We start from the raw sequence: 16143 nt of genomic DNA on the forward strand, positions 1-16143 counted from the left end.
CGGGCGAGAGCTTCACGGGTCAGAAGACGGCGCCGCGCCATGATCGGATGTCTCCTTCATGTGTCCGGAAGGGGATCATTGAACGGACGATCACTGGTTCACCTGCCAAGGCAGAAAAACAGCCGAAAGCCGAGTCTCATATAGATGGTACCATATTTTTTGCATTGATGGGGCGTTATACGTTACACTTTCCCGCATGACGCACACATTGATCGGCTATGCCCGATGCTCGACGGACAAACAGGACCTCGCGGTCCAGCAGCAGGAACTTCTCAAACTCGGTGTTGCTGCCGATCGCATCTACACGGACAAAGGCTTTACTGGCACGAACCGGGAGCGACCCGGCCTTGATCAAGCCCTTGCGGCTGTTCGCAGTGGCGATACTTTGGTCGTGCCAAAGCTTGATCGGCTGGCCCGATCTGTCCCTGACGCGCGAGCCATTGGCGATAGTCTGACAGCCCGTGGTGTGAAGCTTCAACTTGGGAGCAGCATTCACGATCCGTCAGATCCGATGGGTAGACTGTTTTTCAACATCTTGGCGACTTTCGCGGAGTTTGAAGCCGATCTGATCCGGATGCGCACCCGCGAAGGCATGGCGGTCGCCCGCGCCAAAGGCAAGCTACGCGGGAAAAAACCTAAGCTCTCTGACCGGCAGCAGAAGGAGCTTCGCCGGATGTATGATACCGGCGATTACTCCATCAGCGATCTAGCCGAAGTCTTTTCCATCTCTCGTCCGACAGTCTATCGAGCTCTCAGCAGAACAGCCTCAATGTTCTTGTCGGGTTCACTCTAAGCGTACGTAAAGTACACTTTCGTGTCGTGACCCCTGGATGTCGGCGGCATGAACGAGGAGAAAGATCAGGAAGCCGCAGGTGTCCGTCACGATATGGCGCTTGCGGCCCTTGACCTTCTTACCCGCGTCATAGCCCGAAAGCCCGCCGCTTTCCGTGGTTTTTACCGACTGGCTATCAATCACGCCCGCGCTTGGAGAGGCTTCACGCCCCTCAATCTCGCGCAGGCTCATGACCAGGACCGTATTCATGACTTCGAACAATCCGGCATCACGCCAGGCGTAAAAATAGCGCCTGACGGTCGAGACCGGCGGAAAGCATTTCGGCAGCAAACGCCACGCACACCCGGCCGAGGCTATGTAGAGCATCGCGTTGACCACCTCGCGCATATCCGTCGTGCGGGGGCGACCACCCCGTTTCGCCGGGGGTATAAATGGCATGATCAGAGCCCACTCTTCGTCCGTCGTATCCGATGGATATCGCATTCCTTCCCGGCTATGTTCACGTCGGGCAATACCAGTCCATGTCACCATTCACTCCATCTCTTCGCAAAGACGGATGAATCACAACAGGCTGGTATTGTTCAAAAACTTTCGGATCGGGCTCTAAATTAGGCTCAGTTCAATAAATTAATAGATCCTGAGCCTACGAACCGGACATTCCGTTCTCCCCCCAAATCTGCCTGTCGGCTTCACCAATTCAGCAGACAGGCAGTGCTCACCTCAAGTCAGACGAGATGGTAAGCCTTCTGTTGTATTCCTCGTGAGGCTTCCCAAATTCATAGGAACTGCGTCTTTTAAGAAGGATCTGTCATGACCAGCCTGTTTGAGCCGATTGAACTGGGAAGCATTTACGCCAAAAACAGAATTCTCATGGCGCCGCTGACACGCGGTCGGGGCACCCGTGATCATGTGCCCACCCCCATCATGGCCGAATATTACGCGCAACGGGCCGGAGCCGGTCTGATCATCTCAGAAGCGACCGGGATCAGCCGCGAAGGTCTTGGCTGGCCGTATGCGCCGGGCCTGTGGTCGCAGGAACAGGTGGAAGCCTGGAAGCCCATCACCGCCGCAGTTCACGCCAAGGGCGGAAAGATTGTGGCCCAGCTCTGGCATATGGGTCGGATGGTTCATTCCAGCGTGACGGGCCAGCAACCTGTGTCCTGCTCGGCGACAAAAGCGCCTGAAGCCCTCCATACGTACGATGGCAAGCAGGCTCCCGAAGTCGCCCGCCCTCTCACCAAGGAGGACATTGCCCGTATCCTGAACGACTACGAAAATGCTGCTCGCAATGCCCTTCAGGCAGGCTTTGACGGTGTGCAGATTCATGCCGCCAACGGTTATCTGATCGACGAATTTCTGCGGGACGGCACCAATCATCGTTCCGACGAATATGGCGGTTCGCCGGAAAACCGCATCCGCTTCCTGCGTGAAGTCACCGAACGCGTGATCGCAACGATTGGCGCGCACAAAACGTCAGTAAGGCTGTCCCCCAATGGCGATACGCAGGGCTGCATCGACAGTCATCCAGGGCAGGTTTTTGTGCCGGCCGCAAAGCTGCTGAATGACCTCGATATCGCTTTCCTTGAACTGCGCGAGCCCGGACCGAACGGCACGTTCGGCAAGACCGACCAGCCCAAGCTGCATGGTCCGATCCGCGAAGTCTTCAGGAAGCCGCTGGTTCTGAATCAGGACTACACACGGGAAGAAGCGATCGAGACAGTCGCTACCGGTGTTGCGGACGCCATTGCGTTTGGTCGGCCTTTCCTCGCCAATCCGGACCTCGTGCGTCGTCTGGAAGACAATCTGCCCCAGAACAAGGACGATATCCGCACCTGGTACTCGCAGGGTGCAGAAGGCTATACGGATTATCCGCTTGCTCGCTGATACCCTATTTTTCCCGCAAGTTCCTTCCAATGGAAGGAACTTGCATTTGAACTATAGAAAATATTTAGCCGCCGACGTGATACTTGTCGTGAAGTAGGCGAAATCACCTGAATAGCTCTACTCCCTGCCATGAATGTGAACACTGCGAAAGGCTGTTTTCGGTAACTCCATCCCGATAGCCGACTGTCTGTTCCCCCCTCCCTAAACTGCCTGTCCGCTCAAGGAACATGAAGCGGACAGGCGGCAGACGCCTCATCCCGGACGTGCGACATCGCGGTTCAATTTGCGGATAGCAGACAGTCAGGAAAGTCCAGAAAATGGTCATTCGGTTACGGAGGATTGCGGGATGATCGTCTTGGATATCACGCAGGCGTTTCTCCGACTGGAAGGAAATTTCCATGGTCACGGTCGTTCAGGCTGATGTATTCCAGTCGCCATTGATCCACGCGCCGGAGGTCAGCCAAAGTGATGGAAGTGTCGGCAATCGCCTCGCAGGCATCAATGGCGATGTCGGTTGCGGTATCTGGCTCGCCGTAAGCTTGCTTGAAAAGCGTGCCCAACTGAACAGCGACCTCCTCTGCAGCATGTCGCGCCTGAGGACCACCTTCGGTTGCATCGTACACTACGGATATCGACAATGCATAGGGCTCGCCCTCTGGAACTTCTGCAGACCGCTGTTCGCCAAGATCAAAGAACAGACCGACTAGGTGCTTGGCGTTAGATTCAAGAATTTTTCCTATCTGGCGCTCGACCGTTTTTTTCCTGCCAACTTCCTTCCGCAATCGACTTTCGAAGGCGTTGGGGAACGCCGGTCGGCCATAGCGCGCTGCGAGCCACTGCTTCAGCGTACGTTTCCCATCAATGGGTAGTGATGCTTGGTCATCTCTGGCTGCGTGCTTTTCAAATTCGCCCTTGGGCACGATGCACCGCTCTGCGTGTCGAAGCTCGACAGCGAGGGTCTGCCCGCCAGTGACCTCATAACACAGATGAAGTTTGCGCGGGTTCTTCGCGTAAGAGAACTGTGCATCTGGCGCGCTAACGACATCGGCAACGATGACCTCGACTGAGGTTTCGCTGTCATTCGGAAGATCGCAGTCATGCGTGATCACAACGATACGTTGTGATCCATCAACAGCTATATTTAGCGTTGTCAACTTGCCCGCAGTTTCGTGAGTAAGAAGATCACCTTGTCGCCAGTCGGTTTCACGCGTCAGCATCCATCGTCCTCTGAACTATCACTCGGATGAGCCGGGAATGGAAAGCTCCGCGCGCCAATCGTCCGATGGCAGGGCCTTCGAGTTCGCCAAGCCGGAACGGCTATGCGCGACATTCATGGCTTGCGCTTCGGCAATGAGCGTCTGGGTATGTTCGGGCGCAAGCTTCCCAACGGAAACCAAGTCCAGCAAGGAATGGCCATTGAATGCCTTCATCTTCAGTAGAGATGATGCGCGAGTCACCCCGGCCTTCTGGAAAGCGTCGGCAGCAAGACTAAGGGAGCATATGCGCTCCAGTTTGTTATCTTCAGGCGTGGATTCACCGCCGATCCACTTGTAGATAGCCTGTCGCGAAACGCCGAACACCGTTGTCAAATCGGCGATGGCGGGATTCAGCACCTGCCGGATATTTGCAAGATGCTCGGCGGCGGAACGGACGTCAGGGCGTGCAGCATACATGTCTATCGTTTGGACGTCGAAATAAGGCACGCTCGTATCCAGCATCTTGCCCCACTCATGGACGTAGGGAAGAGCGAACACGCTGCCGGTGCCTCCGAGCGCGCAAGCGATTACGACAACGGCAGCATCCACAGGTTGAAGAGTCGGCATGAAACGATGGGCGGGCAAGGTTGTGTACATAAGCGCCTCGATCCTGATTGTGTCAGGCCCACGCGCTGCGCGCGTGATCCGTTATCGTCGCACTGAACGCTGATTTGATCGTACCATGCAGCGAAAGTAGTTGCTCGTTCAGCTTGTCCATTTCCACTGGTATTCTACCCTCGACATAGTGATCCGTGTCGATGACCCCATGCTTACGTGCGTCCTTGATCTCGAACTTCGGTGCTATCGCCAATCCTGCAGGAAGCATATCCGCCGGGAAGCCCAAGGGACCAGTCATCCGATACACCTTGACGACCAGCGTTCCCTTCGGGACGAGCGGGCCAGTGTCCGTGGCAAACACGGATTCAGTCATAGCACGGAGGCGGGTCGCATCGAAATCAATGCCATGCAATCCGTCCGCAAGGTATTGCTCGGTAGTTTCTCCAGCGCGTGGCAAAATGGCATCAAGATATCGTAGCCCCAGTCGACTGACGTGGTCGAGTGAAACCGCATCATGTACCGCCGCCAAGCCGCGTAGCAATTCCGGGATGAATTCGTTGCGTGTCTGGTAATGGGTCGTGCGATAGGTGATCGTTGAAGGCGCGAGAATGAATCCTGCCTTTCGGTCACTGCGCGTCATCAGCCACGACACTGCCCTCTGAATCTGTGGTTCCTGTGGCTGCGCTTGACCCGGCCCCGGCACGACCAGTTGCATGAACTGCTGCGGTTCGAACAGTGGATACCCCTCACGCCGCAGTCGATCCTGGATTTGATCGACGTATTTAGCCATCGCCGCAACGGGATTGAAGTGCGCCTGTGCCAACGCATAGTAGACAGGCGCATTCGACATCATCTCGCTCACAGGGCTCTCCAGATCTCTCGTGGTTGACAGATTAGTTGTCAGCTTACACTACGATTGAGGCGGGCGCCACTAGCATTTGAGATGGGGGGGTGTTTTGGCGAGGTTTGCCAATTTACGATTGATGACAAGGCAAAGCGGGTGTGGCTGCACGATTAAATATCCCCCTTCGCTTCGGTACGTCCAGCGCAACCACAGGAGATGCATGATCGACCTTGGCCATAGGCTCGGATAAATGCCAAGAGGAAAGAGCATGATGCACCAATGCCAAGCTGACGCGACCGAATTGTGTTTCATTACCGACAGCCAGCCGTCCAATGACCTGCTGATCTATCCGCACTAAAAGCAGCCCTTCCGCTTGCCCCCCCATTTCTTCCATTCAAATTGGGTTGACCCAAACAGTCTATAGTCATATTGAGACAGAGCAAAGCTATGCAAGAATAAGGGCTATATGTCGGTTTTTGTCGGGAAGCCTGAATGGGACAGACTTCCAGCCATTTCTATTGAAGCTGTCAAAACGGATATTGTGCAGCGAGGCCCTTTTATGATGATGGGTCTGGCAGTGCCGGTTCTTCCCCGAAGGGGCGATTGAGGATCGTGAGCACCTCTTCGGCAGCATAGATCCGGTTGCGGGCATAGCCGGTACGTTCGGTCAGGATCCCGACCTGGCAGAGCTGGGCAAGGGCCGTCTGGGCGGCCGGGGGCGTGATGTCCAGCAGATGGCCAAGGCGACTGGCCGTCAGGACGGGATAATCGGTCAGCAGGTCCAGCGCGCGCAGCGCGGCCGAGCCCTTGCGGAAAGCCCGGCGCTGCCGCCATGTGGCCTTCAGGGCCTGGGTTGCCTGCCGGGTGACCTGCACTTCGGTAACGGTCCGGATGATGGCGTCTGACAGGAACCCGATCAGGGGCGGCCAGTCGAGCCGCTGCTGGGCACGTTTGAGCGCCGCGTAATAGTCCTGTCTGTGGGCCTCGATATAGGGGGAAAGATACAGGGGGACCTGGCCGTCAGCGGCCATCATCAGCGGAAGTAGCAGGCGGCCAACCCGGCCATTGCCATCGCTGAACGGATGCACGGCCTCGAAATGGGCATGGGCGATGGCCAGCCGGGTGATGAGGGACTGGGTCATCTGCTGCATCCCGTCGGCCTGCATGTAGTTCAGGGAGGCCTCCAGACAGGCTGCCACCTGGTCGGGAGGAGGCGGGTTATAGGTCGAATAGGCGATATGCCCTGTCCCGCCGATCCAGACCACGTCCCGGCGCAGGGTGCCCGGTGTCCTGCGATAGGCCGGGTCATGCTGCATGACCGCCTGATGGAGCGTCAGCACGGTGGGCAGGCGGAAGAGGGCCGGGCCTTCGCTGCAGGCCTGTGGCAGGAACTGCTCCAGGGCGCGCGCATAGTCGCGGACCTGCCGTGTGGCATGGGAAGCGTCCTGGTCGTCTTCATCGACCACCAGCAGCTCATTGAGGGTGCTGTGCGTGCCTTCCATGGCAGAACTGCTGAGGGCTTCCTGACGGCTCAGGACGCGGCTGATCAGGTACGGATCAGGCAGGGTACGGGCGAGGGCGGCGATTTCACCCAGGGCGGACAAAGCCTGCCCATGGCGGGCGGCGGCATCGCCCAGCATAACGCCCGCTTCAGGCGGCGACGGGGGCACGACCCCGTAATGCTGGGCATAGGGGGCGGGTAGCCGCTGCAGACATTCCCGGATCCCGCCGGCCAGATCCTCACGCTTCATCCTGGCCAACCTTTTCCTGAGACCGGATTTTCCTAACATGATTAAGGTTTTTGTTAAAACCTTAATCATGTTAGCCAGAAGTAGGCCCTTGCGCAAGGTTCTGCCACGTTGTGCGTGCAGCCACAGGTGACGTGGATGAAAATCCCTCCAGGCCTAATCCTGTCCGGTAATATGGATTACCGGACAGGTCTGCGCTAGGCTCTGGCGAGCCCGAAAGCCGCAGGAAACCGCCCTATCGTGATTATCGATCCTAACGGGATTGGCCCGGCCGGCAGGGACACTTCCCTGGCCGCGCCGCTGGCCCAGGCCCGCGCCTATGCCCGCGCCAGCCGGGCGCCCGCCACCCGCCTGGCCTACCGGCGCGACTGGGCCGCCTTCACCGCCTGGTGCCACGCCCGGGACCAGGGCGCGCTGCCCGCCGATCCCCGGCTGGTGGCACTGTTCCTTGCCCATGAGGCCGCGCGTGGCCTGCGCCCGTCATCGATCGGCCGCCGGCTGGCGGCCATCGCCTTTGCCCATCGTCAGGCCGGCTGCGTGCCGCCCCAGGCCCAGCCACAGGCGGGCGTGCTGGCAGAAGTGATCGCCGGCATCCGTCGTCAGGCCGGCACCGCCCCGCGCCGCAAGCAGGCTGCCGATGACCGGGTGCTGCAGGCCATGCTGGCCGCCCTGCCGGCGACAAACCTGAAGGCCATCCGTGACCGGGCGCTGCTGGCCTTCGGCATGGCCGGGGCCTTCCGCCGCTCGGAACTGGCCGGGCTGCGCTGCGACCAGCTCGACCGCACCCCAGAGGGCATGACCGTGCGCTTCGGGGCAACCAAGACCGATCCCGAGGGGCGGGGCGTGTGCATCGCCATTCCCGAAGGACGCCGCATCCGGCCCGTCGCCCTGCTCGAGGCCTGGCTGGAGGCGGCCGGAATTACGGACGGAGCCGTATTCCGTGACGTGGTGCGCGGTCAGGCCAGCGCAGGCCCGATCAGCGACCGCACCGTGGCCCGCGTGGTCCAGCGCGCTGCCCAGGCCGCAGGCTACGACCCGGCCCGCTTCGGGGGGCATTCCCTGCGCGCAGGCTTCCTCACCTCAGGCGCGCGGGCCGGGGCCAGTCTCTTCCGGCTCAAGGACGTCTCCCGCCACCGCTCCACCGATGTCCTCGCAGCCTATGTCCGCGAGGCCGGACTCTTTACAGATCATGCAGGAGAGACGTTTCTTTGACTGTCATTTTAGGTAGAGGCTGTGCCGGTCCAGGTCCGTCCATTTCCTGATCGACCACGTCCAGATCTTCCGTGCATTCTGGCAAAATTTGTGGTTGGTCTGTTTTCTGAACTTTTCGTAATTCTGAAAATTATTTCCCATGGTCAGTATGTCCCCTTTATTCTCTCCCGGCGTAGCCCAGAACGACAATAATGAGGCTTCCATAGCTACTACCCGTTCCAGGCGGGCCCGTCGGATGCGGCGTCTGGCGCGGGTCAGGACCCTGAAGTGGCATCGAACCATCATGTATTGTACCGGGGCCGTGCTGATTGGCATTATCTCCGTAATCTTTGCCCATATCGGGGATTGGGCGGCCGAGCTGCGTTATCATGTTGTCGCCAGAAACCCATGGTCCATGCTGGTGATTGCCCCGCTCGGGCTTGTTGCCATTTCCTGGCTGACACGCCTGTTGTTCAATGGTGCTCAGGGATCAGGAATTCCCCAGACAATCGCAACCCTGCATATGCATAATTTCGTGCTTGTGGACCGGATCCTGACCTTGCGCATTGCGCTGGGCAAGATCCTGATGACATGCTTGGGTCTCATCTGTGGTGCCTCGATCGGTCGTGAAGGGCCGAGTGTCCAGATCGGCGCTTCCATCATGCACGCATTTTCGCGTGCCATGGGGCAGCATAATGATGTCACCAGGCATGGTATGATCCTCGCAGGGGGGGCTGCCGGCATGGCTGCCGCTTTCAATACGCCTCTTGCCGGTGTTGTGTTTGCGATTGAAGAACTGGCGCACTCCTTTGAACAGAAGGCGTCGGGGCGTACTCTGACTGTTATTATTTTTTCGGGGATTACAGCAATTGCCCTGTTGGGGAACTATACATATTTTGGTCGGACGAATGTTTTTATTCCGGTAGGACGCGCATGGCTGGCCGTTCTGGTATGTGGTGTAAGTGGTGGATTGGCGGGGGGGATTTTCGCCCGTCTTGTCATCCGCCTTTCAAAAGGTCTACCGGCTTTTCTTGGCCGGTTTTCAAGTCGATTCCCTCTTGTATTTGTGGCGCTATGCGGCCTGTTACTGGCTCTGATCGGACTGGCATCAGATGGTGCGACTTATGGTACGGGCTATCTGCAGGCGCGTGGGATAGTGGATGGAAGTCTGCATTATCCTGCGTCTTTCTTTCTTCTGAAGTATATCTCCATGCTGATTACTTTCTGCTCTGGCATTCCTGGCGGCATGTTTGCACCTTCCCTTGCGATCGGTGCAGGAATGGGAGGATGGGCCGAGCAGTTTCTGCCTCATACGTCGCCTGGAGGCGTTGTACTGCTGGGTATGGCTGCCTATTTTTGTGGCGTTGCCCAGTCACCGCTGACGGCAACCATCATCGTGATGGAAATATGTGACAATCAGCAGGTGACCCTAGCCCTGCTGGCCACGGCCTTCCTGTCGTTCGGTGTATCCCGCATGGTCTGTCCCAGACCGCTTTATTCGGCACTGGCTACGGGATTTCTGGAAAAAACAGAGCAAATGGCGCGACAGGTATCTCACGATAGATTGGAAAAATAATTTTATTCTGAACTGGGTTCCTGATCGAGCGGCTGATCAGCATTCTGTTGGGCAGATTCACCAACAAGAAAAGAAATATGAAATCATGTTGCTTCCTCTGTCCAATCCGGTTCCACAATCAGGGAAACCGGAAAATGTCTGCAGTCTGGTGTTCCTGTCTGCGGCATCTGTCGTGATCGGGGCATCTGCCGGTATGATCTGTGGTATCTTCCGCTTGTTGCTGGAATGGCTGGAGGCCGTCCGGACAGATATGGGAATGGAAGTGTCGCTTCAGCATGGCTTTTCTTGCGAAGGCGTGCTGTTGATCATCGGATCTGGCGCAGCTGCATGGCTGGCTTCAGGTCTCGTTCGTCATTTTGCCCCTCTTGCAGCAGGAAGTGGCATCCCGCATGTGGAAGCTGTCTTGTTGAGTGCGTCACCGCCTGCGCCATGGCGGGTGGTGCCCGTCAAATTCGTGGGTGGCCTGCTGGCGATCGGAAGTGGGCTTGCCTTGGGACGTGAAGGGCCCAGTGTGCAGATGGGAGCGACTGCAGCTCATACGTTTGGCAGGCTGCTCTGTCTGGAGAAGACAGACTGCCTTGCCCTCCTTGCTGCAGGCGCGGGAGCAGGGCTGGCGACCGCTTTCAATGCGCCGGCAGCCGGTGCTGTTTTCGTTTTGGAAGAACTGGTCGGCCGGTTTGAAATCAGAATGGTTTGTGCCGCATTGGGGGCATCCATTTCGGCCATTCTGGTCAGCCGGGGCATGCTGGGTAGCCAGACGGTCTTTAGTGTCGCTCCTCTGATCCTTCCAGAATCGCTTGCCAAACAGCTGTTTTTCGTCATGACCGGGGTCATGACGGGCCTGGTTGCTGTCGGATACAACCGGACGACCATGGCAGTGCTCCGTCTGGCCGGGAGGCTGCCTATCAGCATCTCAGTCAGGCCTGTTCTGGTGGGAGGTTTGGCCGGTTTGGTGGTTTGTCTTGCACCGCACTTGGCTGGAGGGGGAAAGTGGATCACGCAGACGGCCATAAACAACGAGATCGGATTACATCAGATTCCGGCACTACTGGCTTTTCGGCTGATTTTTGGGGCCCTGTCTTATGCCGCTGCAACACCTGGAGGTCTGTTTGCCCCCATGCTGGCCCTGGGGGCACTTTCCGGTCTGGGGAGTAGTGTTGTGGCACAGGCATTAAGTCCTGATACACCTCTGGCGACCGCACCTTTTGTGATTGTCGGCATGGCCTCCATGTTCGCCGGATCCGTTCGTGCACCGCTGACCGGGATTATTCTGGTTATGGAAATGACAGGTTCGTCCGAGTTGATAATGCCGCTTTTATCCGGGAGTTTTGCTGCGATGGTCGTAGCCGGCGCACTTGGAGACATGCCCATTTATGCTGCCCTGAGACTCAGGGCCCAGTCACACACGCGATGATTTCAGAGAAGTGTTCTATCCCCGCTCTGGGGGGAAGCAGAATGCAATTGCATAATAAGTCTCTGACCTTAGATCAGGAGGCTATGATGCCCCGGAATAGCTCTCATCCGAAGGTGGAGATTTTCAACTTCCGGATTGACCCGGCGCTGAAGGCAGCGTTCACGGCTGCAACCAGTGCGGATGAACGGCCTGCTGCCGATGTGCTGCGGGATTTCATGCGCGCTATGTGGCGGGGCGGGAGCGTCGTGCTTTCGAGGCAGAAGCGCGGCGGCAGTCCCGTGAAGTAGCGGTGCTGGCGTGCGCCCCGGCGAGTGATGAAGCTCTCGTCTTGCGCGCACTGGACGCGCTTTTCGAGGAGGACGATTTCCGGGATGGGTGGACGGCGTGAAACGTGGTGATCTGGTGACGATTGCCGTTAATGGTGATTATGGCGAACCGCGTCCGGTCCTTGGGGTGCAGGCCGACGCCTTTTCCGACCCGCCAGCTATGACCGTGCTGAGGTTGACCAGCATCGTGCAGAACTGGCCTTTGTTCCGGATTACGGTTGTACCAGCACGACGAACGGCTTACGCAGCCTGTCGCAGGTGATGGTTGATTGGGCGATATCCCTGCCACGGGAGAAGATCGGTCAGGGTTTCGGGCATCTGGAGGCTGCGTCTCTGCGTCAGGTTGATCAAGCTTTGTCAGTTTTTCTCGGTCTGTCGGGTGACCGTCTTCCATGATTACGCGCGATTTTCCGGTGTTTCAAAGGGCTATAGGCAATAGTGTAACAGGCCGGGCCTGAATCGGGCCGGCCGGCCCCGCGATTGCAGCGGTTTTCCTGTCCGGGGCGGGTGATATGTGTTACACTTTTCGGGAAATCATGCCCAGACCTGCCCCGAAGGCCCCTGTCCGGCCGCCTCGCCAGTTGCCGCTGTTCCCCGAAACGGCGGCGCTGGTGCGCGTGGATCCGGCCGCCAACTGCTGGCGCTTCTACCATCTGTCACTGCAGCCCGACCTGTTCGGCGGCACCGCCCTGGTGCGGCAGTGGGGGCGGATCGGAACGGTCGGCCGGCAGATCTGCGAGCTGCATGACGATGTCGGGCAGGCGCTCGACGCCCTCGCCCGTCAGCTTCGGGCCAAGCGCCGGCGGGGTTACCGCGACAGGACGGCCGGATGAGCGGCACCCGAAAACCGGGACAGCGGGCGACCCCGGCAGGCGCCCCTGGCGGGATGCAGCTGTTCGACCGCGACGGGAGCCGCAAATACCTCACGGTTGCCGAGCGGGCGCGGTTCCTGCGCGCGGCCGAGCAGGCGCCGCGCGAGGCCCGCACGCTGTGCATGACCCTGGCCTGGTCAGGCTGTCGCTTGTCCGAGGCCCTCGCCCTGACGGCGGACCGGGTGGACCTCGCCGGCGGCGTGCTGGTGTTCGCTACGCTCAAGAAGCGCCAGGACGGGATCTATCGCGCCGTGCCGGTGCCCCCCTCCCTGCTCGAGGCCCTGGATCTGGTGCATGGCATCCGCGAGGCCCAGCGTAGGCGAGGGCGTGGATCGGCCGCCCGGCTGTGGCCCTGGTCCCGCATGACCGGCTGGCGGGCGGTGCACGCGGTCATGGACGCCGCCGGCCTGTCCGGCCCGGCCGCCTCCCCCAAGGGCCTGCGCCATGCCTTCGGCGTCGCCGCCGTCTCCAGCGGTATCCCCCTCAACATGGTGCAGAAATGGCTCGGTCACGCCCAGCTCTCCACCACCGCCATCTACGCCGATGCCGTCGGCGCCGAGGAGCAGGATATCGCACGGAAAATGTGGGAGTGATTTTCTGTCATTCTCTCTTGTAGATAGAGCAGATTTTCACGTATGACCACATGCAAACATGAGGTCATGTAAGGACGTTCACATGCCAACAATAGCGATTATCAGCCAGAAGGGTGGGGCTGGAAAAACCACTCTGGCCTTGCATCTGGCTGCTGCGGCTGAGGATGCTGGCCATACAGCATTGGTGATTGATGTGGACCCACAGGCGACGGCGAGCCAATGGGCCGCATGGCGTAAGGATGCTCCGCCGGTTGTAATTGACAGTGCTCCGCCTCGTCTCGCGGCTAAGATCGGACAGGCAATGAGTCAGGGTGCTGAGTTCATCGTGATTGATACTCCGCCTCACGCTGATAGTGCGGCTAGTGCTGCCGTTGAAGTCGCCGATTTGGTATTAATTCCATGTCGGCCGAGTGCGTTCGATCTTGCAGCAATCAAAACGACTGCCAGCCTTATAAAAATGCGTGGCAAACCAGCCTTCGTCGTTTTTACAGCGGGAAGTCCGACTGCTCCACGTATGTATGAGGAGGCCACACAACTCGTACAAAGTTACGGACTGAACGCATGTCCACATATTATCGCTGATCGTGCAGTTTTCCGTCATGCTGCGGCGGAAGGGAAAACTGCAATGGAAGTAGAGCCTAAAGGCAAGGCGTCTGATGAGGTAAGGCTGCTTTACAAGTGGACATGCAAGCATGTAAACATGCAATCATCAAGGAAGCGGAGAGCTAGTGCATGAGCCGGAAGGGGTCTCTACTGTCGTTGCGGGATCGTGATTCCGCAATATCGCCGGTTGCAGTTGCATCAGAAGGCAAGGTTGCTGCTACCAATGTTGTTGGTACAGCCAGCAAGCAGGTTGCGCCGAGCCGTCAGGGCAAGAAAGCCATGACCGGCTATTTTAGTCCGGAAATGTCATTTGCCATGCATATGACCGCCAGAAAGCATGGGATGAGTTTACAGGATGCGATGGCCGACGCGTTTAACGACTGGCTACGCAAGATGGGAGAAAGTCCTGTGGGCAAGTAGGCATGTTTACGTGCGGTCATGTTTGCATGTAGGCATGTACACTTGCTGGCGTATGCCGGAATCAGCGTATTGGGTTGCGTTCGTGCCGTTTTTTACAAAAGCCAATAAAGGCTCCGGCAGGGCTTTTAAGCTCTGGTTTTCCCATGTCGTGCCACCATGAAACCCATTCGTCATGGAGAGCATAGATGTCATATCCTGGCGCAACGGTTTTAGCGTCATGCATGGTTTCGGGGTCGATGTAGGGAGCATCCCTCATAGGGGCGATAACATCGACCTTTGTTTTAAGGCTCAAACGGTTGCGAAATAGAATGATGTCGTCGGCCATTGTGATGGCATAGTCAGGAAAATGAGCATGACTGGTGTCATGCGCACAAACTTTCTTAACCAAGGATCGAAAGACGCGAAGCGGGCTATTTGAGCCACATTTTTTTTGCAGCAGCTCTAATCCGATCTTCCATTCATCTTTCATACCGCAGTGTTTGCGGGCTAGTTCGTACATGCGTCGTTCGAACGGTTTACGAAGTCGGAAATAGTCTCGGTGAAGAGTTAGGACATTCTTGCTGATGACTGAACGATAGACCCAATCTGACAGAGTGATTTCAAGATCAAGCATTCGGCCATCAAACGTCTTACGGGTGATTCTAGCTTCTTCGATCAAACCGAAAATTCGCGTTTCTTCAATGCCGCCTGTTTGAATGTTGGTTCGCACGGTTGTTCCGCGCAAACGTGTCAACGCGTCGGTCAGTAGCCTATAGCCTGCTCCGCTGGTTTGACGATTGGTAGCGACCAGCATGTCATAGGCTTGAAGGCGGAGTGTTCGGCCTGGTTGTTCGCCGTGATTCATTTTCGCAACGAGCTGAGAGATGCAGTAGATTAGGATATCCTTGTCATGGATCGTTGCCAGCCCTTTGCCAGACGGGATGATCTCTATGATATTCCCATTGTGTTCATAGCGTCGCATCCGGTTGTCTGGCTTGGTCGAGAGCGAAAAAACTGGATGCTCCATTGACGCCATATCATCTTTGGGAATGGCATCGAGCACGTCACAGATGAATAGATCCTGATTTGGATGGCGGACTGGAAGGAGGGGCGTGCGATCATCACCTTCCACAGCCAGAGAAGGCACAATGTCGAACAAGGAAGGAGAAGATTCTATCGTCATTTCAATTACAGATAGCTACTATCGTCACTTCAAATACGCAAGCCAATTATCGTCATTTTAGATTCAGATTGAGCTTATCGTCATTTCAATTACGCATACTCGCTATCGTCATATTAGATTCAGTTTATCGTCATAGTGGATTCGGTTTATCGTCATAGTGGATTCACAGGACGATAGAATCTCCCGATAAAACCTTTATTATTCAGTATGTTATTTGAATTATAAAAATCCGTAACACCACTTTAACACCTATTTAAACACTCCAATGCTGTGGATAACTTTTTATTTCCTGAAATTTGCAGCCAAATTGCCTCCAAGCACCGCCTCTTGGGGGCTCCGCCCCCGCCGGCTCGCGGCCTACGGCCGCCCCGATCGCGCTATGCGCGATCTCCCACCCGGCATCCCCCTGCTCGCCCTTTCAGGGCTGCGCTAAACGGACACGCCTACGGCGCGAAATCATAATCTGACGATGCGTTGCCGCATCGTCTCTCCACCAGCACCTTCCTCTCCCGCGTCGGCGCCTTCGGCGCCCTACAGGGCTCCCGCTCCGCGCTCGCCCGACGCCTGCAACAACAGAAGAACCGGGCAAGACCGCAATCTGCTCAAGACTTACCGGCGTTCAGGCGATCATTCAGCGGCTCACGTGTCACAACATGCCCACCAGACGCCACAGGATGGCCGTACAGGTGTTATTGTGTGGTCGGGTGGCGAGATAAGGGAATTGCGCTTTGTGCGGCCTCCCAGGGCGCTCTGCGGGCCTTGTCGGGTATTGATGGGCTGGCCATTTCCTGTTCGTCCGTCCAGGCCTCCTTTTCCCGACTTTCTGGGGATCACGACACGAAAGTGTATTTTACGTACGCTTGGAGTGAACACCTGTAGAACTGGCCACATTGAGGTTCACGC

16 protein-coding genes are annotated in these 16143 nt (G+C 57.4%); 10 read left to right on the plus strand and 6 right to left on the minus strand.

Annotated elements, in window-relative coordinates:
• A partial coding sequence (locus DV027_RS17780; RefSeq protein ID WP_207303518.1) for a hypothetical protein occupies positions 1-200 on the plus strand: 200 nt, incomplete at its 5' end.
• Entirely contained in the window at positions 197-793 is a 597-nt protein-coding gene (locus tag DV027_RS15610) for a recombinase family protein (protein ID WP_110914744.1), read from the plus strand. The genes DV027_RS17780 and DV027_RS15610, both read left to right, overlap by 4 nt.
• Here the strand turns inward: DV027_RS15610 and DV027_RS15615 are convergent.
• Positions 785-1324: an IS5 family transposase gene (locus tag DV027_RS15615; protein ID WP_275101008.1), complete on the minus strand. Its 540-nt coding sequence runs from the start codon at positions 1322-1324 to the stop codon at positions 785-787. The genes DV027_RS15610 and DV027_RS15615 overlap by 9 nt on opposite strands.
• Before the next feature lie 279 nt (positions 1325-1603).
• Between DV027_RS15615 and DV027_RS15620 the strand changes: the two genes are divergently transcribed.
• On the plus strand, positions 1604-2677 hold the full coding sequence (locus DV027_RS15620; RefSeq protein ID WP_130732829.1) for an alkene reductase: 1074 nt from the start codon (positions 1604-1606) through the stop codon (positions 2675-2677).
• A gap of 362 nt (positions 2678-3039) precedes the next feature.
• On the opposite strand, the gene DV027_RS15625 is transcribed toward DV027_RS15620, so the two are convergent.
• The 4 genes from DV027_RS15625 to DV027_RS15640 all read right to left on the minus strand — a co-directional run bounded on the left by DV027_RS15625 (position 3040) and on the right by DV027_RS15640 (position 7086).
• Positions 3040-3894 (minus strand): hypothetical protein, encoded by an 855-nt coding sequence (locus DV027_RS15625; protein WP_110507561.1) that lies wholly within the window; start codon positions 3892-3894, stop codon positions 3040-3042.
• A gap of 18 nt (positions 3895-3912) precedes the next feature.
• Positions 3913-4530, minus strand: a complete 618-nt coding sequence (locus DV027_RS15630; RefSeq protein WP_110507560.1) for an XRE family transcriptional regulator — start codon at positions 4528-4530, stop codon at positions 3913-3915.
• Positions 4531-4552: 22 nt separating this feature from the next.
• Positions 4553-5344 carry a TIGR04255 family protein gene (locus tag DV027_RS15635; RefSeq protein WP_242621960.1) on the minus strand — a complete coding sequence of 264 codons (792 nt, stop codon included), beginning with the start codon at positions 5342-5344 and terminating at the stop codon, positions 4553-4555.
• A gap of 548 nt (positions 5345-5892) precedes the next feature.
• On the minus strand, positions 5893-7086 hold the full coding sequence (locus DV027_RS15640; protein WP_087609084.1) for a Fic family protein: 1194 nt from the start codon (positions 7084-7086) through the stop codon (positions 5893-5895).
• 237 nt (positions 7087-7323) lie between these two features.
• Between DV027_RS15640 and DV027_RS15645 the strand changes: the two genes are divergently transcribed.
• From DV027_RS15645 to DV027_RS15685, 7 genes are all read left to right on the plus strand, one after another.
• The gene (locus DV027_RS15645; RefSeq protein WP_110570144.1) at positions 7324-8295 is read left to right on the plus strand and encodes a site-specific integrase; all 972 of its coding nucleotides are present in this window, start codon (positions 7324-7326) and stop codon (positions 8293-8295) included.
• Between the two features lie 283 nt (positions 8296-8578).
• Positions 8579-9850: a chloride channel protein gene (locus DV027_RS15650; protein ID WP_087609087.1), complete on the plus strand. Its 1272-nt coding sequence runs from the start codon at positions 8579-8581 to the stop codon at positions 9848-9850.
• Positions 9738-11264, plus strand: coding sequence for a ClC family H(+)/Cl(-) exchange transporter (locus tag DV027_RS15655; protein ID WP_227001048.1), 1527 nt, complete (start codon positions 9738-9740; stop codon positions 11262-11264). The genes DV027_RS15650 and DV027_RS15655 overlap by 113 nt, the downstream gene beginning before the upstream one ends.
• Positions 11265-12126: 862 nt before the next feature.
• The gene (locus tag DV027_RS15670; RefSeq protein WP_110570148.1) at positions 12127-12423 is read left to right on the plus strand and encodes a WGR domain-containing protein; all 297 of its coding nucleotides are present in this window, start codon (positions 12127-12129) and stop codon (positions 12421-12423) included.
• Positions 12424-12476: 53 nt separating this feature from the next.
• Positions 12477-13055, plus strand: a complete 579-nt coding sequence (locus DV027_RS15675; protein ID WP_242621958.1) for a tyrosine-type recombinase/integrase — start codon at positions 12477-12479, stop codon at positions 13053-13055.
• A gap of 82 nt (positions 13056-13137) precedes the next feature.
• On the plus strand, positions 13138-13791 hold the full coding sequence (gene parA, locus DV027_RS15680) for a ParA family partition ATPase (RefSeq protein ID WP_082086140.1): 654 nt from the start codon (positions 13138-13140) through the stop codon (positions 13789-13791).
• On the plus strand, positions 13788-14078 hold the full coding sequence (locus DV027_RS15685) for a ribbon-helix-helix domain-containing protein (protein ID WP_039998296.1): 291 nt from the start codon (positions 13788-13790) through the stop codon (positions 14076-14078). The genes parA and DV027_RS15685 overlap by 4 nt, the downstream gene beginning before the upstream one ends.
• Positions 14079-14139: 61 nt before the next feature.
• On the opposite strand, the gene DV027_RS15690 is transcribed toward DV027_RS15685, so the two are convergent.
• On the minus strand, positions 14140-15240 hold the full coding sequence (locus tag DV027_RS15690; protein ID WP_110570150.1) for a replication initiator protein A: 1101 nt from the start codon (positions 15238-15240) through the stop codon (positions 14140-14142).
• Between the last annotated feature and the right edge of the window lie 903 nt (positions 15241-16143).

The sequence above is a fragment of the Komagataeibacter xylinus genome, from assembly GCF_004302915.1.
Classification (GTDB): domain Bacteria; phylum Pseudomonadota; class Alphaproteobacteria; order Acetobacterales; family Acetobacteraceae; genus Komagataeibacter; species Komagataeibacter xylinus_C.

What these genes read in the sequence shown, in the direction of transcription:
- DV027_RS15620 (WP_130732829.1), top strand. Translation starts at nt 1,604, where the DNA reads ATGACCAGCCTGTTTGAGCCGATTGAACTGGGAAGCATTTACGCCAAA.
- DV027_RS15650 (WP_087609087.1), top strand. Translation starts at nt 8,579, where the DNA reads ATGTATTGTACCGGGGCCGTGCTGATTGGCATTATCTCCGTAATCTTT.
- DV027_RS15670 (WP_110570148.1), top strand. Translation starts at nt 12,127, where the DNA reads ATGCCCAGACCTGCCCCGAAGGCCCCTGTCCGGCCGCCTCGCCAGTTG.
- DV027_RS15675 (WP_242621958.1), top strand. Translation starts at nt 12,477, where the DNA reads ATGCAGCTGTTCGACCGCGACGGGAGCCGCAAATACCTCACGGTTGCC.
- DV027_RS15690 (WP_110570150.1), bottom strand. Translation starts at nt 15,240, where the DNA reads ATGACGATAGAATCTTCTCCTTCCTTGTTCGACATTGTGCCTTCTCTG.
- DV027_RS15610 (WP_110914744.1), top strand. Translation starts at nt 197, where the DNA reads ATGACGCACACATTGATCGGCTATGCCCGATGCTCGACGGACAAACAG.
- parA (WP_082086140.1), top strand. Translation starts at nt 13,138, where the DNA reads ATGCCAACAATAGCGATTATCAGCCAGAAGGGTGGGGCTGGAAAAACC.
- DV027_RS15635 (WP_242621960.1), bottom strand. Translation starts at nt 5,344, where the DNA reads ATGATGTCGAATGCGCCTGTCTACTATGCGTTGGCACAGGCGCACTTC.
- DV027_RS15625 (WP_110507561.1), bottom strand. Translation starts at nt 3,894, where the DNA reads ATGCTGACGCGTGAAACCGACTGGCGACAAGGTGATCTTCTTACTCAC.
- DV027_RS15615 (WP_275101008.1), bottom strand. Translation starts at nt 1,324, where the DNA reads ATGGTGACATGGACTGGTATTGCCCGACGTGAACATAGCCGGGAAGGA.
- DV027_RS15640 (WP_087609084.1), bottom strand. Translation starts at nt 7,086, where the DNA reads ATGAAGCGTGAGGATCTGGCCGGCGGGATCCGGGAATGTCTGCAGCGG.
- DV027_RS15685 (WP_039998296.1), top strand. Translation starts at nt 13,788, where the DNA reads ATGAGCCGGAAGGGGTCTCTACTGTCGTTGCGGGATCGTGATTCCGCA.
- DV027_RS15630 (WP_110507560.1), bottom strand. Translation starts at nt 4,530, where the DNA reads ATGTACACAACCTTGCCCGCCCATCGTTTCATGCCGACTCTTCAACCT.